The organism is Dyadobacter sp. OTU695 (assembly GCF_038440355.1).
Taxonomy (GTDB): Bacteria; Bacteroidota; Bacteroidia; order Cytophagales; family Spirosomataceae; genus Dyadobacter.
Window position 1 is genome coordinate 65,432 of sequence record NZ_JASATN010000003.1, and the last position, 21,184, is coordinate 86,615.

The window sequence follows — 21,184 nt, forward strand, 5'->3', positions numbered from 1 at the left end:
CAGATATTAGTATGAATTATCAAAGCATAATTAGCCAGGAACTTAAAGAAGCACAAGCGGTTCTCGACAATTTCCTGAGCGACCCGGAGCAGATTGAAAAGATCGAGAAAGCGGCCGGGCTGATGGCCGACGCGATCATCCATAACGGTAAAATCCTTTCCTGTGGGAACGGTGGCTCGCATTGCGACGCCATGCATTTCGCGGAGGAATTGACCGGCCGGTACCGCGACAACCGCCGTGCATTACCAGCCATCGCAATTTCCGATGTGAGCCATTTGAGCTGCGTCAGCAACGATTTCGGATACGAATATGTGTTTTCAAGATATATTGAAGCATTAGGACAGCCCGGTGACGTGCTGCTTGGGCTAAGTACGAGCGGAAACTCTGCCAACATTATCCGTGCTGCCGAAGCCGCAAAAGCGAAAGGGATGAAGATCATTATCATGTCGGGAAAGGACGGCGGGAAGCTTGCTGGCGTTGCCGACATTGAAATCCGCGTGCCGCATTTCGGTTATGCCGACCGCATTCAGGAAATCCACATCAAGGTCATCCACATTTTCATGCTGCTGATCGAAAAAATGGTGCTGCGGGATTGACGTGGTGCTGTTTGGCGACATTTTGTTTGGTCAGGAATAGTCATTTGTGGTCAGATGTTGCCAGGAATAGTCATTTGTTTCAGATGTTGTTATTTGTCGCAGGAAGTTTGTTTATTGAGAAACAATCAAATTTCAATATCAGACTACACCTGACCACAAATGACAACCTCCTGACCACACCTGACTAAAATCCAACGATACCAACCTGCACACCCATATCACCATGAATGTCCGTCCATCCGCTATCATTCTCGAAAACGACAAGATCCTCACATTGCGTTATTGCTATGGCGAAAAGGAAGTATTTGCATTGCCGGGCGGCAACCCCGATCCCGGAGAATCGCTTTCCGATGCGCTTGCCCGCGAACTGATGGAAGAACTGGGCGTGGAGGTTACGGTTGGGGAAATGGTCTCCTGCGGTGAGGTAATCTGGCAGGAAGTGCAGAAGGAGACGCTGCACATGGTATTTAACGCAAACATAACAAAGGGTATTCCGGCGCTCGACCCGGCGCATACGACGGCGCTTGAAATCGTGTGGCTACCGGTTTCATCGCTTTCTTCGAGGCATTTATATCCCAATGTCGGCCCGCAGATCACCGCATTCTGCCATGAAGCGCTACATTCCGGTCATATAGGCGTGATCGACCAGCCCTATGTGCGCTCATAAACTACATAGTTCGGGTCAATACTTCTCCGTTCGTTTCTATAAGACAGAAACATACCGTACTTTTGCGTTTTTAATAGGCAGCAGGGTAAATGGAAAACGAAAAGAAGGAGAAATTATCGAACTTCTTGCTGAGACGGGCGGATCGGGATGTATTGTCAAGAGGGCGTTCCATTTATAGCAGTGGCGGCTTAAAAGTTTCCAAACTCGATTATAATGGCCCCGGTAATGCTGAGTTCAAGGTCAAAAGCGACTATTCGATCCAGTACTACCAGATTTTTATCCGGGATTTTCTCACACCGCAAATAACCACCGAATGTTCTTGTCCGGATAAAGCCGGACTGTGCAAACACCGCGTGGCAAGCATTCTGTACATTCTCGACAAAATGCCGACGATCAAGCAGGTGGTCCATGAAATGGCCAACACGACGATCGAATTGCAGGAAATCCGCGAAATGCAATTGCGTAGCATGGTACTCGACGAAACCTGGCAGAACCGCGGAAACGTGGGTCCGGTGGAGATCGTGTCGGCGAAGGAAGGCGAGGCGGAATGCCAGGTGACGGACAAGGATCAGGAGTTTCTGACCACATTCCGGCGTGTAAAAGGTACCCGTCAGATTCAGACTTCCTGTACCTGTAACCAGAAGCTATGGGTGCCGCTCTGCGAACATAAGCTGGCCGCATTGCTGAAACTCCGTGAAGAACTGGGTGAGAAGGCATTTGAGGTAATGCGCGACATGACCGTCGAAAAAAGCAACTTGCTGGCCGAATACGGCTATTCGCTGGATGATCAATATAAAGACAAGTTCGAATTCCGGCTCGACGAGGACGGCGGGCTGCATTTGATCAGGCTCGACCCTGCCATCCAGAAAGTGGGTGCTTACCAGGACTGGCAATCACTGCGCGAACGCATATTGCCCGCGCAAGAGTCGTCATTTGCCGTGACGTTGACCGATAACGGGCAGGACGATGAAGACCGCGTTTCTATTTTTGTGTTTTGGCCAAAAGGAAAAAATCATTTGCTGGACATTGGTTTCGGGGTTTTTTCGGTCAAATTCAGTTCCAAATCTGAGAAAGTCACTAATATCCGCAACATTGCGGGCGGTTCGAGCCATTATTATTCTGCTGATGAAATTCCCGTTCTGACCGAATCCGATGCGCGGCTTGTACGGTTGGCAAAGCACTGGGAAGAGGGGCTTCAAAAATTCATTCGTAAACAAGGCTGGGCTTATAATGCGTACCTGCATTTCGACGACGTGGAGGCTGACCAGCGTTACGAAGCACGGAACTACGTAGGAAAGCAGCTCACCCGCGTTTTCAACGACCTTGACGGCGACCGGCTGTTCCTCGCCGACGGCGACTACGTGACCAGCAATCACCAGCTCACACAGCTGGAACTGCACCGTGAGCCGGTGAAATTGTTTTTCGTGCTTACGGAGGACAAGGAGTTCATTACCCTCAATCCTTACGTAGAAATCAAACCCGGCACGCCGCTGGAGTTGCAGAAAGTGGTCTCGCTCGATAGTTTCTGGCTGGGACTTTACAACGAAAAGACTTTATTCCGCTGGGCGGGAATCAGCGAGGCCGAAATGGTCGCATACCTGAGCCAGAATGGATTTAAAATAAGGGTTAAGAAGGATTTTGGCGATGATTTTCTGAAAGACTGGATCATACCCGTTTCGGAGAAATTCGACGTGATCTTCCAGACACGCCACGAAATACAGACGTCGCCGCTGGCTTTCCAGAAGCCGAAGTTTTATCTCAAAGAAGATGAGGCGAACCTGCTGATCGTTCCTTCGTACGTTTATCTCGAAGAAAACGGCAAAAGCTCAGAAGAACTGGAACTGCTCCACGACCAGCGTCGCACCAAAACGAGCTTCGATAACAACCAGATTACGATGCTCGAACGCGATGTTCAGGCTGAAAATGAAGTTTGGGAATGGGCTAAGGCATTGCACCCCGACTTTGCACATCAAACCGGTCAACCGTTTTTCTACGTGCCTTTCGAACAGGTGATGAGAAATGGCTGGCTGTTCAATTTCGTGGATGCTGCCAAGAAAAAGCATTACGAGATTTTCGGGTTTAAAGACTTGAAAAAAATGCGCTTCAATCCCAACCGAGGGATGGTGAAAGTGCATACGTCCTCGGGTATCGACTGGTTCGATATGCGGATCGAGATCACATTCGGCGATCAGACGGTGACGTTGGCAGATGCGAAAAAAGCGTTACTGAAAAAGCAGAACTATATTCAGTTGCAAGACGGTTCGCTGGGCGTGCTACCCGACGAATGGATCGCGAAACTGGAACCGCTAATGCAGTTCGGCCGGGTGAACGACGATCAGATCCATCTATCCAAAATCCATTTCTCGCTAATTGACGAGCTGGTTTCGGAGATTGACAATGAGGAGGTGTTCCGCGAGCTGTGGGAGAAAAAGCAGAAACTGCTCAACTTTAAGCAAATCCCGTCAGTACCACTTCCACAGAACATCCAGGCCACGCTCAGGCAATATCAGGAAGAGGGTTACAAATGGCTCCATTTCCTCGACGAATTCCAATGGGGCGGCTGTCTGGCCGATGATATGGGTTTGGGTAAAACTCTTCAAATGCTGACGTTCCTGCAAAATCAGAAGAACCTGAATCCGGAGTATACGAATCTTGTCGTAGTTCCTACTACCCTGATTTTCAACTGGCAGGCGGAGGCGGCTAAATTTACGCCTGACCTAAAATTATACGTTCATCGTGGAATGTCGAGAAGGAAAGACATTGATTTTTTCCGGGAATACGACATTATCCTCACCACGTACGGCACAATGCGGAGCGACGTCGAACTACTGAGGCAGTTCGATTTCAACTACATTATCCTCGACGAAGCACAGGCTATTAAAAACCCGGATTCGCTCACGTCCAAGGCTTCGCGCCTGTTACGTGCGCGCAACCGCCTGACCATGACGGGTACACCCGTAGAGAACAATACATTCGATCTGTATTCACAATTCGAGTTTCTGAATCCCGGAATGCTGGGTCACGCCGACTTTTTCCGGACAGAATATGCGACGCCGATCGATAAATACCAGGATAAGGAAAAGGCCGCCGAGTTGCGCAAATTGGTATACCCATTCATGCTGAAACGCACGAAGGAGGAAGTCGCGACCGATTTGCCGGACAAAACCGAAACGATCCTGTTCTGCGAAATGGGTAACAAGCAACGGAAGGTGTACGACACATTCCGCGAGCGCTACCGGCAGGAAATCGCAGAAAAACTGGCTACCGAAGGTCTTAACAAAAGCAGCTTCCTCATTCTGGAAGCGTTGCTGAAACTGCGTCAGATATGCGACTCGCCTTCTATTTTGTCGGGGGATGAGGATTTTGGTAATGAATCGGCAAAGCTGGAAGAAATTACGCGGGAAATCGAGGAGAATGCTTCAAACCACAAAATATTGATATTCAGTCAGTTCTTGGGGATGCTGGATCTGATCCGCAAACATTTGGAAAAGGTGAATATCCCTTACGAATACCTCGACGGCCAGACAGTCGACCGCGCCGGACGTGTAAACCGTTTTCAGAGCGACGATACTTGCCGCGTGTTCCTGATGAGCCTTAAAGCAGGTGGGGTAGGGCTCAACCTGACCGAAGCCGACTACGTTTATCTTGTGGACCCGTGGTGGAACCCGGCGGTGGAACGGCAGGCGATCGACCGTACGCACCGTATCGGACAGACGCGCAAGGTATTTGCCTATAAGATGATTTGTAAGGATACGATTGAAGAGAAGATTCTGCTGTTGCAGCAACGTAAGCAGGACCTGGCAGAAGATTTAGTAGGCGGGGAGTCCGGATTTATCAAGAAGCTGAGCCAAGAGGATATTATGGGTCTTTTCAGCTAATGATCGACTGTCAGCTAAATTACTGAATCGAAATGTTGGTTCAGTAATTTAGCATTTTGCTGCCCGCCGAAATGTTTAATAACCTTTGGTTGGCCAGCCGGGCAGTCGGTTCCGATTTCAACGAATCGACGGATGCGAATTCAAAGCTCTGCGAATCCGTCAGCAATTCACCATCATACTGCGAACCGGAAACGACAGTTTTCGTGCCGGAAGATGAAGAATTGTACATTTTTTCTACACTTGCGTGTTGAGCTGTTCCATACCTGGCCTCTTTTTGCACTACGCACAGAATCAGCAAAACCGAGGCAATTAGAAGTGTAATTCTATTTTTCATGTCGAGAGATGTCTATTTTTTAGGGTTCCAAATCAGACAACACCTCCACAGAGAGCAAATTTCGAGCCAAAAGGTTGGAAGGAATTAAAAATGGTCATAAAAAAAGCCCATTTCCGTGCAGGAAACAGGCCCTTTTTAAACATTCCAATATATTACTGGACTATGGCTGTAAATTCTATCTCAACGAGGTAGTCGGCTGATACCAGTTTACTGATTTCGTAAATACCAGTGGTGGGCTTAATGTCGCCGAAATACGCACCATGAGAACGTGCAATTTCCTCAAAAAGGGTAATGTCTGTCGTGAAAATCCGCGTGCGCACGACATCCGCAAGAGTGGCGCCAGCATCCTTCAACACCTTTTCAGTGCGTTCGATGATATTATTCGTCTGCGCATAAGCATCGTCAGCCTTCACTTTTTCTCCGTCCACAATAGCGACCGTTCCGGCCACTTCGATGATATTCCCGATCCGAACCGCCCGGCAATACCCCATTTTGTCTTCCCAGGGAGAGCCTGAAAGTATATTTTGTCTTGACATATTGTTGGTTAAGTATTTAAAAAAGTAAATATAAGCACGTGCAATTAGTTTTGCCGCTCCCCTTCCCAAATCGCCAGCGCCAGCCTGATCTGCCCGTAATCAAACTGCTCGTTAAGCAATTCAAACAGCGGTTTCAGCGGATCATTTTTCCCGACCTGGATTTCCTGGGCGGCAGCAATGATCGTTTTGTAGGCCGCAGGGTCAATGAGTGATTTCAAATCAATGCCATGGCCATCTTCTTTCAGTTTTACCAAATGTGAAATGATCGTCACCGGGTTGAGGTTGCGCTTTTCGGCAATTACCTTGACGGAATAACCTTCCTTGTAAAGGTCAAAGGTTTCCACAAATGTCATTCCTTTCATTACCCGCGTGCCGGGGGCATTGTTTTCTCTTGCAAAATCAAGTATTTCGTTGATGAATGCCTCGCCATAGCGCCGGAATTTTTCAGCCCCCACGCCCGACACGGCTTTCATCTGGGCTTCGGAAACCGGCTTTTTCTGGGCCATTTCGGAAAGTGAGGCGTCGCTGAAAACGACGTAAGGCGGCACACCCAGCGTGTCGGCAAGCTGTTTGCGAAGCTGGCGAAGGCGTTCGAAAAGGGCGTCGCGGATGATTTCCTGTTTTGGTTTTTCCTTGGGCACCAGTTCTTCTTCTTTTGCTTTCCGTTCGCTGAGCGGGATGAATTTCACAAGATCAATCTGCTTTTCACCCTTCAAAACCTGCCAGCTTACCGCATTCAGCTTGAAGGAATGTGCCTCGTCATAAGCGATATCCATTACGCCGGAGTTCAGCATTTGGCTCAGGTATTCCGACCATTCGTCGCCACGCAGCTCGTGCCCGACGCCGAATGTAGGCAGCCGTTCATACCCGTGCTGGAGAATATTCCGGTTTCGGCTGCCGCGTAAAATGTCGATAAGCATACCCATTGCCACTTTTTGCTCGGTGCGGGCAATGCCCGATAATGCCTTTTGGGCAATAATGGTCGCATCGAAGCGGGTGCGTGGGTTGCGGCATACGTCGCAGTTGCCGCAATCGTGATCGACCGGTTCGTTGAAATAGCTCAAAAGAATGCGGCGGCGGCAGATATCAGCCTCCGCATATTGCTTCATACGGTTCAGTTTGGCGTGCAGCAGTTCTTTTTGTTCCGCCGACTGATCCGAATTATTGATCATATCCTGCCTCGTAATAATGTCAAGATAACTGTAAAACAACACGGTATCCGCGCTGGCGCCATCGCGCCCGGCCCTTCCGATCTCCTGGTAAAAGCTCTCAACATTGGAAGGAAGATTGTAATGGATCACCCAGCGTACGTTGGATTTATCGATTCCCATTCCGAATGCAATTGTCGCGACAATTACCTGAATATCATCCCGTAAGAAATTTTCCTGCACCTGCGAGCGCTTGTCGCCCGTCATACCTGCGTGATAGCAGGCCGCCCTCAACCCGGCTTTCTGCAAACTGGCCGCCACCGTTTCGGTGCCTTTGCGGCTGAGGCAGTAAATAATGCCCGGCTGGCCTTCACGTTTGGTGATGAAGCGTTGGATTTGTTCGATACGCTTTCTTCCGGGAAGCACATTCAGGCTCAGGTTTGGCCTGTCGAAGCTCGAAATGAAGGTTTCTGCGTGTTCGATATTGAGCTGCTTCAATATATCGCGACGCGTGACGCGGTCGGCGGTAGCGGTAAGCGCAACGACCGGAACGTCGGGAAAGCGCTGTTTCAGCAGGTTCAGCTGGCGGTATTCCGGGCGAAAATCGTGGCCCCAGGAAGAAATACAGTGCGATTCGTCGACCGCGAAAAGCTGCACGTTCCATTCTCGCAGCAAATCGAATGTATTTCCTGCAAAAAGCCTTTCGGGTGCGATGTATAGTAGTTTCAGTTCACCCAGCTTGATTTGCCACATGATCTGATCCTGCTCGGCTCCCGAAATGGTGGAGTTAAGGAATGCAGCTGTGATACCATTTCCGCGCAATGCCTCCACCTGGTCTTTCATCAGGGCAATCAACGGCGAAATGACGACCGTGAGCCCTTCGCGGAGCACGGCGGGGATCTGGAAACAGACCGACTTGCCGCCGCCGGTGGGCATGAGCACCATGCAATCGCGGTTGGCCATGATGGTGTCGATGATTTCGGATTGCTGCGGGCGAAAGGAGTCGTATCCGAAATATTTTTTTAACGCTTCAAGTTTGTTGCTGGGCATGTTGTACTGATTAATGGTATTTACTCAAAAAGAATTTCCTTTCGCGCTGCAAAAATAGGCTTTCAAAACTGATACATCACCTGCAACTTTGCCTCGCTGCGTTTGTTTCCTTCGATTTCGTTGAGTCCCGAGCTGATCTTTTCAATATCCGAATACCGCGTTTGTGACCACCGGAGCCATATTTTGAGCTGTTTTGCCACGGAATAGCGCAGCATCAGATAATTTCTCGTACCGGTGTTATAATAGGCAGGGATCGAGAAGGCGTAGAGCATATCTTTCTCATACACATACTGCCGGCTGTCGTAGTCGTCGGTTTTAAAAAATGCTATCCGGCCACTGACTTCAACTTTGGAAAAATGCCAGGTCATATCCTGGGCGATCGTAAAACCATTCGAGCCTTTTAAATGGCCATTTGTTAGCCCGCCATATTGCAGGCGCGTCCGGAATGCACATTTGAGCGGAACTTCATATTCGATATTGAATACGGCTGTTCGTTTGACGGAATGGATCAGCGCAGGATGGTTGTCAGCCGCCGCCGGGTCATTGATCTGCTTATGCTTCTCGTGGAAAAGCCAGTAAGCATTCAGCCGCTTGGAGGGTTTCCAAAGTAAATGCAGGAAGTAATCAAAGCCGCGGGAGGGCTTATCGACCTGGAATTTCAGCCAGGGAAACCGGAAATAGTCGATGTATGTGCTCCATTGCCATTTCCGCGAAGGCGACCAGCGGATACCGGCATATGCGCCGCGCTCATTAATGGGCCTGGTGGCTTCGCTGATGGGATTGCCGTAGAATGTGTGAAAGTTGCGGGCATAATGCCGGGCCATCAGCGAAACGTCCAGCTTTTTGCCGGCGCTTGCAACGAGGCCTCCGATAGCACCGGTACCGCCGCTTCGTGAAATGGCTGCTTCGCTAAAAAAATGGATATTCTGCCAGCGATAGTCGCCATGCAGACCGGCAATGAGGTTTTGCGTTCCTGAAAATTCGTACAGGTTGTAAGGTAGATCGCGCTTTTGGATATATGAATCATAGCGGGTATGGAGTATCGTTACACCGATCTGACCTTTTTGAGCAGCCAGTTTGTGTCCTAAATGCAACCCTGCATTCTGCTCGCGAAGTACATGATGCTTTTCAATTTCAGTAGGCGTGCGATGGTAACCGCTAACAGGCAGGGAGGTTGTAATACCGGCATGAATGCTGTCCGACTCCTGTGTCGCATCGCGTTTTGTTCCTGAAAGTAAAATAGTGAGGTCGGTGCGGTGTGCAATGGTCCAGCTGGCTGCGATGCCTCGGAAGAAGTTGGCTTCGGTAGCGGATGTGTACGGCTTTAAACCGGTTGTGCTGCGGTACACCGTCCGGATTACTTCCGAGCCTTTGCCAAGCGAAAACCCGGCACCCAGCAGCATTCCCTGTCCGGCCTGCATTTGAAAATCCCCGATAATCAAATTTTTAAGCCTTCCCCTGTCGGTGATCTGCGCATGAAAGGAAGTGTAATCAATGCCCAAAATGTGCTTACCGGGCTTCCAGTGCCATAATCGTTCGCCCGAATCTTTTTCCAATGTTATTCCAAAACTATATACGCCGCTCCGTGCATTGCGATAACGGAGATAGCCGTTAAATGGCGGCCCCTGGTATCTTGTGGTGGAGTTCGAATCCAGCGGTGCAAAACCCTTCTGTTGTTCAAGCAGTTTCCCTGAACGAAACATCAGGAAATGCTGACCAGGATTTTTTAATGCATTCCGAATGGAAACCGCTTTGGCACTGACCGTTACAAAAGGCAATAATCTCCGGATGGTGTAAATGTCAAACCCGGGGATGGCTTGCAGTTCATAAAGTGACAACAATGCACCGGCTTTTACGCGGTAGTGGAAGAATGAACGGAGCTGTTCTTCGTTTAGGATGAACAGGGCCGCAAGATCGTCCGGAGTGGCCGTATTGAGGTCGAGCGGACTGGCGTAGAGCTGTAAAAGAGTCTCGTAAAGTTCTTCGCTATCGTCGGGCGGAATCGGGAACAGTTCGGCGATGAAGCGGGTGATATCGATTTCACCTCGTGGAGGCTCCTGGGCAATGGAGGGAATGGAAATGCAAAACAATGTGGTTACCAACAGGAAATATCCGGAAGGAAACCCTTGAAGATCAAAAGCGTATGTTTTCATCGATCTCAGCATACGCTTTCGATATGTATGAAAAGGTTAGAAGGCTTTCAGACTTAAATCCAGACTTCGCGCCTGATGCGTGAGCGCACCGGAGGAGATCCCATCCACACCGGTTTCGGCCACTTCGCGCAATGTTTTTTCGGTAATATTCCCGGATGCCTCCGTCTCGTACCGTCCGCCGATCCGCTTCACAGCCTCACGCAGATCGTCGAGCTTAAAATTATCCAGCATGATAATATCGACCTGCCCCACACGAAGCACCTCGTCCACCTCGGCAAGGTTCCGCGTTTCGATCTCGATTTTCAGTTTCCGACCGGTTTCGTTCAGGTATTTCCGGGCGCCGGTAATCGCCGCTTCGATCCCACCTGCGTAATCCACGTGGTTGTCCTTCAACATAATCATGTCGTAAAGACCCATCCTGTGGTTTACAGCACCTCCGATTTTCACGGCCATTTTTTCAAAAAGCCTGAAATTCGGTGTCGTTTTGCGGGTATCGAGCAGTTTTACGGGCAAATCCTTGATCAGGTCCGACATTTGCCGGGCATAGGTGGCAATGCCGCTCATGCGCTGCATAATGTTCAGCACCAGTCGTTCGGCTTTCAGGATCAGGCGTGCGTTTCCTTCTACCGTAAAAACAATGTCTCCTATTGATACGACAGAACCGTCAAAAAGTAACACATCAATTTTCGGAAGGGGGTAATTGTAATATTTAGCGGTTTCATCGAAGATGATCTGCGCCACTTCCACTCCCGCGAGCACACCGTTCTGCTTCACCAGCAACTTTGCGCGCTTGGTCGCATTTTCGGGAACGCTGGCTAGGGATGAATGGTCTCCGTCACCAATATCTTCCAGTAATGCAAGTCTGAGAAGATTCCGGAGTTCGTGTGGATCAGTTTCCATTTTGGTTGAAATTAAAATCAGTAGGTTTGCTGCCGGTACGCCATATTATAGCGGATGGCAATCGAAAAAATGTTGGAGTTCGTAGCCACATTCACATCCTGTGACTTCACTTTCCGCATCAGGTACCGGCCATCTAGGAATACATTGTGGGCCAGTGAGTACGACAGGCGCAGATCCGTAAACAAGGTAGTCGCTTTAATGCCCTGGCCGATCTTTTGGTTGATATTGCTTTCGTCCCCTGGCCGTCCCCAATCTCTTGTTTCGTAACTTTTCGAAATATCACCGCCGTAGTTCATTTCAGGGCCGGTAGTTGGGTTCTTTCCCTGCATGGCCGACATGACGGTACCGTAAATGGATAGCCTCGGAGTAACCTTGTAACGCACGATCCCTAGATATTCCCGGAAGTTCGCGCCCAGCGGATGCGCGAGCGCCTGCCCGTAATGCATGTAGTTGCGCCCGCCGTCCTTGTGCGAGTACGTGTAGGGGCGTACGACGTTGTATTCTGCCTGTAAATCAAGGTTGGGTATGCCAAATGCGTCCACGTACTTGCCACCGAGCTGGAAGCTGTATTTGTTGGTCCACGACCCGCTTCCGTTGAAAAGGAATTTGGTCAAAAACTCGTCGAGTACGAACTGGCTGTAAATCGAAGCCGTTTTGCCCACGAGCCAGCGGAAGTCGAAACCGAGCAGCGCATTGTCCTGGCTGCCGATGTAGGATTCCACATAACGGTAGAAAATGATGGGGTTCAGATAATTGAGGTCGTACCCGCCGCCGACGGAATCGCGGTTGAAGACTTCGGCTTCAAATACCCCGAAATTAATCTTATCAGTAAGATTGACGCTCAAATGATGGATTGCCGCAAATTTCTTTTTCCTCAAAAACTCCGAGAATGCATCCTTGCCGCCATCTATCATGCTGGTCCAGAGGTTGGTATAGTGAAACCGTCCCAGCTGGGTATCCAGGCGCAGAAACAGGTATGGGCTGCTGTTATCGGACAGGATCAGCGAGCGGTAACCGCTGCCGAATGTGTTGTAATCGTGTCCGAATTTAACATTGACGGCTTTTAGCGGGCGGAAAGTAATGTAGCCGCGGGCAGAAAGAAAGTCGTTGCCATGGTTGCGCGTCGCCTTGGCAAACCCCTCGCCCGGGAAGCTGTATTTAGGGGCAAATTCGTTTACATAACGAGGAAAACGGCCCTGATTATCAGATACAAATGTGTAAAATCCCAGCTTTTCGTTGATCATCCCCCTGATCTCCACCCCACGACCGGTAAACCACAGCGTTTGGTGCGACGTGGTATCGTAGCTGTTGTCTTTGCCAATAAAATTGGTGGTGGTAAAATTGAAATGCAGGTCGAAATCTTTGTTGTGAATGCTGTACAGGTCGGCCGGATGGTGGAAAAACTTGCGTTTCTGTCCAGGGGGAGGCGATTTGAACCAGCCCAGTCTCGCCAGCTTGTTGTATTTGGCCGAATCCGTGGAGATCATTCCGTTCGTCCATTCCCAACTGTCTTCACGCAGGTAATCGATCGTCTCCCAGTCGCGGTCGGTGAGGTCAACCGTGCCTTCTTTCAATATGGAATCAGTGAGCGCCACCACCGCTTTGCGTTCGAATGGCTTGGCATTGTAGTGAAAACCTTCGGAAAATTTTCCTCTTTTGATTTCCAGACGATCGATGAGATGGTAATAGTCATCGTTTAGCGGAACGAATGAACTTTGCGCGTGTACGTATGCTGAGGATACCAGTGTTAAAAACAGTAATTTAAAAAGCCGGATAATTCCTTGATACATAGGCAACAAAAATCTACAACGACCGCAATATGAGCTCTTGCACGTAATTTTTAGAATTGGTGTTCCAAATTACGTCAATGAATTTGTATTATCTTGCATGGAGTAGTCTAAAAAACTGTCGCTCCCATGTTTTTACTTTCCCAAAAACCTTCCATCGCGGATCACTACCTGGCCGAATTGCGTGACGTAAATTGTCAGAAAGACCGGATGCGGTTTCGCCGGAATATGGAGCGGATGGGCGAGTTGCTGGCCTATGAAATGTCCAAAACGCTCACTTTCAAAACCACGAAAGTAGAAACGCCGCTCGGTACCGCATCGTGCCGGTCGATGTTGCAGCCTGTTGTGCTGGCCACCATTCTGAGGGCCGGATTACCGTTTCATCAGGGCTTTCTGAATATTTTCGATAATGCCGATAATGCATTTGTCGGCGCGTACCGGGGGCATCATATTAATGCTGAGGAAGAATTTACCGTTGAAATGGACTACATCACAAGCCCCGATCTGACAGGTAAAATCCTTGTGATGATCGACCCGATGCTGGCAACCGGCCGGTCGATGGAAAAAGTTTACCATGCACTGCTGCGCTTCGGTATTCCTTCTCAAACACACATTGCTTCGGTTATTGCAAGTCCTGAGGGAGTTGCTTATCTGCAAAGCAGGATCCCGCAATGCCGCCTTTGGCTTGGTGCCGTGGATCAGAAGCTGAACGAACAATATTATATAGTACCAGGCCTCGGCGACGCCGGCGACCTGGCTTTTGGCGAAAAGTAGCCCTATCGCAACTTAGTTCAGCAATTCATCAAACATAATGGACACGTAGTACGTGCTGCCCACATTCGGGCTCGCGTACGACTGGAAGTACGACTTTCCAAAAAGGTTAGTACCGCCCACTTTGATGATCGATTTGATCGACGGGATTTTCAGGCTCACTTGGGCATCGAGGTTCTTAATGGCCGGCACTTGCGTGTTGGAGAATACCGGCACATCCGTCGTAGTGGGCACTACAAAGCTCGATTCCCATAAAAAAGCCTGCTGGTAGCGGTACACGACATTGAAACCCCACGTATTGGAGCTGGTAATGCGGCGGCCAAAATTGACATTATACCGGTATTTGGGCGTATTGAACTGCGAGTACTGTACTTCCGGCGATGGTGTAAAGTCTTTCAACTCGTTGTTTGCCACATTTCCGCCGATGTTGAAGCCTTTGGGTAATGCATAATTCAGGCCGATCGCGAAGCCGCGCGTCGTAATGGTCTCCGTCGTATTTACCGTCCGTGCAAATCCCTGATAGTTGCCCACCCCGATACCCGACTCGATGGGCAGGCCGGGTGCTGCCGCAGCAGTAGGCACGACGATCACCGTTCCGCCAATCAGGTTTTTGTATTTACTGATATAATAGTAGGCGTCGATGAACAGTTTCTTCGCGATAATGCCTTTGTAACCAATCTCGTAAGAAGCAATGCGCTCCGGTTTCAATTTCACCGGCTGGTATTTGGGAAGTTTACCCAATGCATAAGCCTTCGCCAGGTCGGGAACCAATGCCGGAACCTGAGTTGCTAGAATACCCGGCAATTGGGCCGACAGCACACCGGGGAGCGTCTGGTTGACACCCGCCGCAATGGCTGCCTGTATCGCTGCCGGGTCGTTAGGAATCGTTCCGGCCGCTACTCCTGCGTTAACCTGCGCGGTTACCGCGGTTGTAACCTGCTGTGTAATGGCTGTTGTTGCTTGTTGGGTTACCACCACCGTGGCATATTGCTGTGCACTTTGTAACACCGATGGATCGCTTTTCACAACGGCGGTCACCGCTGCTTCCGACAGGTTCTGCCGGAGAATACCGCTCGACAGGTTGTAACGCGAGTCGAACTCCGGCAAGCCGCCTACCAGCGTCCCCGATGGTGTTCTGAGATCGATATACTGGTTCTGGGTGGTTGGAATGCGGAAGCCTGTTTGGTAGGAGAGGCGGATGTTGTGTTCTCCAAAAGTGGTGACAGCTGACACCCGGGGTGTGAATTGTCCGTCGAAATTTTCATTCTTGTCGTAGCGGATCGAGCCGGTCAGTTTCAAATGGTCCGACAGCAAATTTTTCCCAGCCTGTACAAATGCGCCCCATTCGTTGATGGGAATACTCCCGTCGCGGCCTTCTTTGGTATCGGAGAACAATGTTCCGGCGGAGCGCAGCGTATAGAGCCGGTAATTGGCCCCGGCAATCAGTTCCACGAAGCGGACCTGATTTTTGAAATTATAAAACCCCTCCACATGGTACATATTGGTTTTATCTGCAAAACCACCTCCACCGTCTACAATGGGCATATTGCGGTATTTGTCGAGCAACTGATTGAATGTGGGACTACCCGGCTGCGGCATACCCTGGTCGGCAAACTGCCTTGCGAGCACGTGCGCATCCGCTTCCGCGGCACCTGACCCGCGCGCCTCTACGAACGCACCTACGTATTGCCCGAACCAGGTGTTGTTCGGCTTGATCTCGCCCAGCATGGAAACCGCGGCAAGGCCAGAGAGGTACGACTTCCCGGAACGTTCCTGCGTGGTGTACGCCCTGACGGTGAAATTATCGCCACGGAGTTCCAGTTTTGCCTGGGTAAGGTTAAAATCACGCAGCGAGTAGCGGCCGGTACCGGTATAAACCGTTGTTCCGTAGCCATAGTTGACTTGTGCGATGGCTTCCACTTTCTCGTTCAGACGGTAATGCAATGCAGCATTAGCCTTGAAACTTTTAGTATCGTAATCCACGAGGTCTCTTTCACGGAAACCGGTTCGGCTGACGAACGAGTTGGGTACCAGACCTACGGCGTCCTGCGGAATCTGACCCGCTGCTGCCAGCGCTTTGGCCACCGCGTTGATATTGGTCTGGATTTCATCGCCATACACATTCGCACCGTCGTAATCCAGGTCCGTACCTTTTCCCCGAGCGGGGTCCGCATTCCCCCCTACATTGAGGTTCGTATAATTGGTAGCTTCCCAGTCCTTTGCCTGGATGTACGAAAGGTTTACTTTGAATGCGAATTTGTTGTTAAATGCTTTGGCGTAACGGATGGTAGCTTCTGCAAATGGGGTAGTGGCTTTCGAGCGGTTCTTTTCATGCATGATTCCGCCTTTGAGGTTGGCGCTTAATCCCTGGTAGAGAAATGGGCTCTTGCTGTTCATCAAAATCAGGCCATTCACTGCATTAGGGCCGTACAGCGCCGAAGCCGCGCCGGGCAATACCTCTACGCTTTCAACGTCGAGCTCGGACATACCTATGATATTGTCGAGCGGGAAATTGAGCCCCGGTGCCTGGTTGTCCATGCCGTCGATCATCTGGACGGTGCGTGGGTTACCGGTCGCGCCGAAGCCGCGCATGTTCACCGATTTGAACAAAACGCCCTGCGTCGTCATATCGATACCTTTCAAATTGGAGAGCGCATCATAAAAGTTTGTGGAAGGGGAGTCGCGGATCCCCCGGATGTCGAGCTTCTCGACCGCTACCGGCGATTTCATAACGCTTTCTTCTACACGCGAGGCAGAAACGACGATTTCTTTTCCCAGAACCGGCTGCTCAACCAGTTTGATATCCAGATTCGACACACTTGCCGTAACCGCGATTTCCTGGGTTTGAAAGCCTACGGAACTGATAATGATAGAAAACGGCGGATTCGATGTTGTAGTCAGGGAAAATTCCCCTTTTGTATCGGTTATCGTGCCGGCTACTTTGCCAAGTATGCGGATGCTTACGCCGGCAAGCGGCTCCTGCGTGACGGATTCGGTGACCTTGCCGGTTAAACTTATCTGGGCGAAAGAATGTTGCCAGAACAACAATGCAAGGAGCAGAAGGAGCGGGTTTCTGAGGGGTGTAGAAGTGTTGGCCATGGTTCTTAATTGAGTTGATGTCTTTAACAAGTTACTAAGAAATCAAGTTTTTTATAATTATATCCAATTATTTCTTTAGGTATTTATAGAGAGCTAAAATGTTTCGCGTTCACCGATTCCCTGCCCTGGCTGGTTAATTTACCATTCCGGTGAAAGATTGTGCTAAATGCCACGAACTAACTTCCCCGACATTTAGGAGACGCGGGTCGAGCATACTGACGCTTTATCACTAGTTTTGGGAGATTCATTCACGTTATAATAACCACAGCTAACACAACACAAATGCAGGATACTTATGTGATAATCATGGCAGGCGGCGTTGGTACCCGTTTTTGGCCGTTTAGCCGGACGGATTTCCCGAAGCAGTTCCATGACGTGCTCGGCACTGGCAGGACGCTACTGCAGCAAACTGTCGACAGGTTTGAAGGAGTTTGCCCTATCGAGAATATCTATATCGTAACGAGTCAGGAATATAAGGACCTCGTCAAACAGCAGATCCCCGAGTTGACCGACGACCAGATCCTGTTGGAACCTCACCGGCGGAATACTGCGCCCTGCATTGCTTATGCATGCTACAAAATCGCGGCCCGGAATCCCAATGCCAACGTAGTAGTGGCCCCAGCAGACCATATTATCCTGAAAGAGGAAGTTTTCAAGGACACGATCAAAGTGGCACTGGGCGCGACCCGCAACGAAGATATCCTGATCACGCTCGGTATTCAGCCGACACGTCCTGACACCGGTTACGGCTATATCCAATACATTCCCGACAAGCTTACGGTCAAAAAAGTAAAATCATTTACAGAAAAGCCACATCTGGAGCTTGCATTGCAATTCCTCGACAGCGGCGATTTCGTTTGGAACGCCGGTATTTTCGTCTGGAATATCAACGCATTCAAAAAGGCCCTGGCCAAGTTTCAGCCAGATATCGCAGAGATTTTCCAGGGCGGCAATGAGCATTACTACCTCAATTCCGAGGATGCGTTCGTGCAGCGTGCCTACCAGCATTGCGGTAGCATTTCCATCGACAATGGTATTATGGAAAAGGCGGAAAATGTGCATGTCGTACTGGCAAGCTTCGGCTGGTCGGACCTGGGAACCTGGAAATCGATGTACGAAGTGTCGGAAAAGGATGCAAACCTGAATGTTACGGACGGCAATCTGATCCTGCACAACACAACGAACTCGATCATTAAGACGCCCAAAGACAAGTTGGTCGTCATCAACGGCCTCGATGGCTTCATCGTCGCGGAGTTCGACGGCGTGTTGCTGATCTGCAAAAAAGATGATGAACAAAAGGTAAAGGAATTCGTGGCGCAGGCTAAGGAGCTCGATCCTAAATATGTTTAGAACGGTTGATGGTTAAGGTATGCCGTTTGGAAAGCCAGGTCGCTCAGGCCTGGCTTTGTTGTTTTTAAATTTGTAAATTCGTTAAAAAGGAATTGAAGTTAATCGAAACAGCTATGTCTAATCGTCGAGAAATAAAAGCGGAATTGATGCGGCTTGTGAATGAGGTAAGTGACAGTCGCTTACAAGATTTGCTATTAACCATCCGCGCGTTTGCCGAACAGGAGGTACATTCGGGCTTCGATTCTCGTTCCCCTGAATTTTTAGAAAAACTCAACCAATCTCTACTTCAAGCCGAAACAGGTAAGCTCTTCTCAAATGAAGAAGTCTTTAAAGAAATAAGGCGTGAATTACGAGATAAAATGGACTCGTCTCGCAAAAGAGGATTACTCTAAAATTGTGAGATATCTTTACGACACATGGGGAGATCGGAGTGCAGAAAAGTTTACAGATAATTTGCAGGCCAGTCTACAAAGGTTGGAAGAACACCCATTTATTGGCAAGCAAGACAATTTTATATCTTCCATGCGGGAGTTGGTGCTGAGCAAACGTCATAGTTTGTTTTATACTGTGTTCGATGACATTGTCTTGATAATGAATATAGTAAATACAGCAAGGCAGCGCTGATTTTATTCCCTCAACACCTTCTCAATCTCAAAAAACCTTACATCAGCCTTCACATGCTCCAAAATCCTTTGCGAGCGTTCGGGGCGGGCGTCGGTGATGAAAACCTGGGCCAGAAAGCCGGTGTCGATCAGTTCGATGAGTTTGTGAATGCGCCGGTCGTCGAGTTTGTCGAAAATATCGTCGAGGAGCAGGATGGGGGTCTTGCCTTTTTCTTCTTTCAGTAGCTCGAACTGCGCGAGTTTTAAGGCGATTAAAAATGACTTCTGCTGACCCTGGGAGCCGAATTTTTTTAAGGTTACCCCATCAATTTCGAATACATATTCATCCTTGTGCACGCCCTTGCCCGTGCGTTGTGCGTGCAGGTCGCGGCTGCGGTTGCGGCGGAATTCGGCGGGGAAATCGGGACTGGATACTTCGCTTTCATAAATCACATCCACTTTTTCGTGGCCGCTACTAAGAAATTCATAGAATTTATAGAATAGCGGGACGAACTTTTCCATGAACGTGGCCCGGTGCCCGTGAATGCGTTGTGAGAGCACAATCAACGGCTCGTTGTAGGTTTCGAGGAGGTCTTCGTCAAGGTAATTCCGCTCGGCGAACAGTTTCAAGAGGCCGTTGCGCTGCGTAATTATTTTGTTGTATTGGAGGAAATCATTCAGATAACCGGGTACGGCCTGGCCCAACACGGCATCGAAAAACCTGCGGCGTTCCTCGCTGCCGTCACGGATAAGATCGGTATCGTCCGGAGCGATTAACACTACCGGAAACAAGCCGATATGGTCACTCAGGCGCTCATAATGTTTTTTATCGGCCATGAAAACCTTGCGCTGGCCACGCTGCAGGCTGCAGGTGATTTGGATGTGTTTGCCCTCTTCGTTAAATACACCGTCGATCAGGAAAAAGTCGGCCATGTGGCGGATCCCCAAAGCGTCCTGGTTATGAAATGCACTCTTGGTAAGGGTCAGAAAATAGATTGCGTCGAGCAGGTTGGTCTTGCCGCTGCCGTTCTCGCCCACGATACAGTTCACATGTTGTCCAAAAGTGAAGGCCTTCTCCTCATAGCTTTTAAAGTATGTAAGGTGGAGCTTTTCTAGCCACATGAACTTCTTTGTTATTTAGTTTATGCTTATTTTCGCAGATCATTGCGTGAGTACGGCAAAAACAGACTCTGTTCATACCACTACTAACTTTAAGACAAAGTTCTGTCTTTATAAACGAGAACCAAATACATGGCCACCGTTACTGAGAAAAAGAAAGCATCAGCCCCCAAAAAGTTACAGCATCCGAAGGAGCAATACATGTTCTGGTTCGAGAATATGCTTTTACAACGCCGTTTTGAAGAAAAATCAGGCCAGCTGTACGGTCAGCAGAAAATTCGTGGTTTTTGTCACTTGTACATCGGTCAGGAAGCCTGCTCTTCCGGCGCGGTGAGTGCCTTGAAAAAGGGCGACAAATACATTACCGCTTATCGCGACCATGGTATCCCGCTTGCATTAGGGACCGATCCGAAGGCAATTATGGCAGAGCTTTACGGCAAGAAAACCGGTACTACCAAAGGTAAGGGCGGTTCAATGCACATTTTTGATAAGGAAGTTGGTTTTGTCGGCGGTCATGGTATCGTAGGAGGCCAGATTCCCCTGGGTGCAGGTCTTGCATTCGCTGAGAAATACAACAAAACCGATAACCTGTGCATCTGCTACTTCGGGGATGGCGCAATCCGTCAGGGTTCGTTCCACGAAACGCTGAACATGGCGATGAGCTGGAAACTACCTGTGATCTTTGTCGTTGAAAACAATGGTTACGCGATGGGTACTTCCGTGGCGCGTTCTTCCAATGTTACAGAGCTTTATACCCTTGGCGAGGCTTACGACATTCCTTCGGAGCCTGTCGACGGGATGAGTGTAGAAGCGATCCACGAAGCGGTTTCCCGCGCAGCGGACCGTGCACGCAAAGGCGAAGGACCTACTTTCCTGGAATTCCGTACCTACCGTTACCGCGGACACTCAATGTCCGATCCTCAGAAATACCGTTCGAAAGAGGAGGTTGAAGAATACAAACACCGCGATCCGATCGAGCAGATCCGTGCGGTGATCCTCGAAAACAAAATTGCCACCGAAGAGGATCTCGAAAACATCGATAAAAAAGTAAAAGAAATCGTAGCGGAATCCGTGCAATTCGCCGAGGAATCGGAGTGGCCGGACCCGAAAGAAGCTTACACGGATGTGTATGTTGAGAGCGATTATCCTTTTGTAATGGATTAATTTGATCCAGAGCGTATGAATAAAAACCCG

16 protein-coding genes are annotated in these 21,184 nt (G+C 49.5%); 8 read left to right on the plus strand and 8 right to left on the minus strand.

All coding sequences use genetic code 11. The features are described from left to right. The first annotated feature begins 11 nt into the window (after positions 1-11). The 3 genes from lpcA to AAHB90_RS08270 all read left to right on the plus strand — a co-directional run bounded on the left by lpcA (position 12) and on the right by AAHB90_RS08270 (position 5,141). The gene (gene lpcA / locus AAHB90_RS08260) at positions 12-596 is read left to right on the plus strand and encodes a D-sedoheptulose 7-phosphate isomerase (protein ID WP_342084464.1); all 585 of its coding nucleotides are present in this window, start codon (positions 12-14) and stop codon (positions 594-596) included. A 223-nt stretch (positions 597-819) separates the two neighbouring features. Further along, positions 820-1,263, plus strand: coding sequence for an NUDIX domain-containing protein (locus AAHB90_RS08265; protein ID WP_342084465.1), 444 nt, complete (start codon positions 820-822; stop codon positions 1,261-1,263). Between the two features lie 89 nt (positions 1,264-1,352). Next, complete coding sequence (locus AAHB90_RS08270) at positions 1,353-5,141, plus strand: DEAD/DEAH box helicase (protein ID WP_342084466.1); 3,789 nt, start codon at positions 1,353-1,355, stop codon at positions 5,139-5,141. 40 nt (positions 5,142-5,181) lie between these two features. Here the strand turns inward: AAHB90_RS08270 and AAHB90_RS08275 are convergent, their stop codons facing one another. The 6 genes from AAHB90_RS08275 to AAHB90_RS08300 all read right to left on the minus strand — a co-directional run bounded on the left by AAHB90_RS08275 (position 5,182) and on the right by AAHB90_RS08300 (position 13,052). Beyond that, positions 5,182-5,475, minus strand: coding sequence for a hypothetical protein (locus tag AAHB90_RS08275; RefSeq protein ID WP_342084467.1), 294 nt, complete (start codon positions 5,473-5,475; stop codon positions 5,182-5,184). A 152-nt stretch (positions 5,476-5,627) separates the two neighbouring features. Further along, positions 5,628-6,011: a RidA family protein gene (locus tag AAHB90_RS08280; protein WP_342084468.1), complete on the minus strand. Its 384-nt coding sequence runs from the start codon at positions 6,009-6,011 to the stop codon at positions 5,628-5,630. Positions 6,012-6,055: 44 nt separating this feature from the next. After that, complete coding sequence (gene recQ, locus AAHB90_RS08285) at positions 6,056-8,209, minus strand: DNA helicase RecQ (protein ID WP_342084469.1); 2,154 nt, start codon at positions 8,207-8,209, stop codon at positions 6,056-6,058. A gap of 62 nt (positions 8,210-8,271) precedes the next feature. Then, positions 8,272-10,362, minus strand: a complete 2,091-nt coding sequence (locus tag AAHB90_RS08290; RefSeq protein WP_342084470.1) for a ComEA family DNA-binding protein — start codon at positions 10,360-10,362, stop codon at positions 8,272-8,274. A 36-nt stretch (positions 10,363-10,398) separates the two neighbouring features. Further along, entirely contained in the window at positions 10,399-11,262 is an 864-nt protein-coding gene (gene nadC, locus AAHB90_RS08295; protein WP_342084471.1) for a carboxylating nicotinate-nucleotide diphosphorylase, read from the minus strand. 17 nt (positions 11,263-11,279) lie between these two features. After that, on the minus strand, positions 11,280-13,052 hold the full coding sequence (locus AAHB90_RS08300) for a capsule assembly Wzi family protein (RefSeq protein WP_342084472.1): 1,773 nt from the start codon (positions 13,050-13,052) through the stop codon (positions 11,280-11,282). Between the two features lie 126 nt (positions 13,053-13,178). On the opposite strand from AAHB90_RS08300, the gene upp reads away from it, so the two are divergent. Then, positions 13,179-13,823, plus strand: a complete 645-nt coding sequence (gene upp / locus AAHB90_RS08305; RefSeq protein WP_342084473.1) for a uracil phosphoribosyltransferase — start codon at positions 13,179-13,181, stop codon at positions 13,821-13,823. Between the two features lie 12 nt (positions 13,824-13,835). On the opposite strand, the gene AAHB90_RS08310 is transcribed toward upp, so the two are convergent. After that, a complete protein-coding gene (locus tag AAHB90_RS08310) occupies positions 13,836-16,919 on the minus strand; it encodes a carboxypeptidase-like regulatory domain-containing protein (RefSeq protein WP_342084474.1) in 3,084 nt (1,027 codons plus the stop codon). 282 nt (positions 16,920-17,201) lie between these two features. Between AAHB90_RS08310 and AAHB90_RS08315 the strand changes: the two genes are divergently transcribed. The 3 genes from AAHB90_RS08315 to AAHB90_RS32760 all read left to right on the plus strand — a co-directional run bounded on the left by AAHB90_RS08315 (position 17,202) and on the right by AAHB90_RS32760 (position 18,893). Next, entirely contained in the window at positions 17,202-18,269 is a 1,068-nt protein-coding gene (locus AAHB90_RS08315) for a mannose-1-phosphate guanylyltransferase (RefSeq protein ID WP_342084475.1), read from the plus strand. 113 nt (positions 18,270-18,382) lie between these two features. Next, positions 18,383-18,661, plus strand: coding sequence for a hypothetical protein (locus AAHB90_RS08320; protein WP_342084476.1), 279 nt, complete (start codon positions 18,383-18,385; stop codon positions 18,659-18,661). A 4-nt stretch (positions 18,662-18,665) separates the two neighbouring features. Then, the gene (locus AAHB90_RS32760) at positions 18,666-18,893 is read left to right on the plus strand and encodes a type II toxin-antitoxin system RelE/ParE family toxin (RefSeq protein ID WP_446717888.1); all 228 of its coding nucleotides are present in this window, start codon (positions 18,666-18,668) and stop codon (positions 18,891-18,893) included. Positions 18,894-18,895: 2 nt separating this feature from the next. Here the strand turns inward: AAHB90_RS32760 and recF are convergent, their stop codons facing one another. Next, complete coding sequence (recF, locus tag AAHB90_RS08325) at positions 18,896-19,993, minus strand: DNA replication/repair protein RecF (protein ID WP_342084477.1); 1,098 nt, start codon at positions 19,991-19,993, stop codon at positions 18,896-18,898. 129 nt (positions 19,994-20,122) lie between these two features. On the opposite strand from recF, the gene pdhA reads away from it, so the two are divergent. Then, positions 20,123-21,154: a pyruvate dehydrogenase (acetyl-transferring) E1 component subunit alpha gene (gene pdhA / locus AAHB90_RS08330; protein ID WP_342084478.1), complete on the plus strand. Its 1,032-nt coding sequence runs from the start codon at positions 20,123-20,125 to the stop codon at positions 21,152-21,154. Positions 21,155-21,184: the final 30 nt, after the last annotated feature.

Bases quoted from the DNA above. Each gene is read 5' to 3' on its own strand.
- lpcA (WP_342084464.1), top strand. From the start codon at position 12: ATGAATTATCAAAGCATAATTAGCCAGGAACTTAAAGAAGCACAAGCG.
- AAHB90_RS08265 (WP_342084465.1), top strand. From the start codon at position 820: ATGAATGTCCGTCCATCCGCTATCATTCTCGAAAACGACAAGATCCTC.
- AAHB90_RS08270 (WP_342084466.1), top strand. From the start codon at position 1,353: ATGGAAAACGAAAAGAAGGAGAAATTATCGAACTTCTTGCTGAGACGG.
- AAHB90_RS08275 (WP_342084467.1), bottom strand. From the start codon at position 5,475: ATGAAAAATAGAATTACACTTCTAATTGCCTCGGTTTTGCTGATTCTG.
- AAHB90_RS08280 (WP_342084468.1), bottom strand. From the start codon at position 6,011: ATGTCAAGACAAAATATACTTTCAGGCTCTCCCTGGGAAGACAAAATG.
- recQ (WP_342084469.1), bottom strand. From the start codon at position 8,209: ATGCCCAGCAACAAACTTGAAGCGTTAAAAAAATATTTCGGATACGAC.
- AAHB90_RS08290 (WP_342084470.1), bottom strand. From the start codon at position 10,362: ATGAAAACATACGCTTTTGATCTTCAAGGGTTTCCTTCCGGATATTTC.
- nadC (WP_342084471.1), bottom strand. From the start codon at position 11,262: ATGGAAACTGATCCACACGAACTCCGGAATCTTCTCAGACTTGCATTA.
- AAHB90_RS08300 (WP_342084472.1), bottom strand. From the start codon at position 13,052: ATGTATCAAGGAATTATCCGGCTTTTTAAATTACTGTTTTTAACACTG.
- upp (WP_342084473.1), top strand. From the start codon at position 13,179: ATGTTTTTACTTTCCCAAAAACCTTCCATCGCGGATCACTACCTGGCC.
- AAHB90_RS08310 (WP_342084474.1), bottom strand. From the start codon at position 16,919: ATGGCCAACACTTCTACACCCCTCAGAAACCCGCTCCTTCTGCTCCTT.
- AAHB90_RS08315 (WP_342084475.1), top strand. From the start codon at position 17,202: ATGCAGGATACTTATGTGATAATCATGGCAGGCGGCGTTGGTACCCGT.
- AAHB90_RS08320 (WP_342084476.1), top strand. From the start codon at position 18,383: ATGTCTAATCGTCGAGAAATAAAAGCGGAATTGATGCGGCTTGTGAAT.
- recF (WP_342084477.1), bottom strand. From the start codon at position 19,993: ATGTGGCTAGAAAAGCTCCACCTTACATACTTTAAAAGCTATGAGGAG.
- pdhA (WP_342084478.1), top strand. From the start codon at position 20,123: ATGGCCACCGTTACTGAGAAAAAGAAAGCATCAGCCCCCAAAAAGTTA.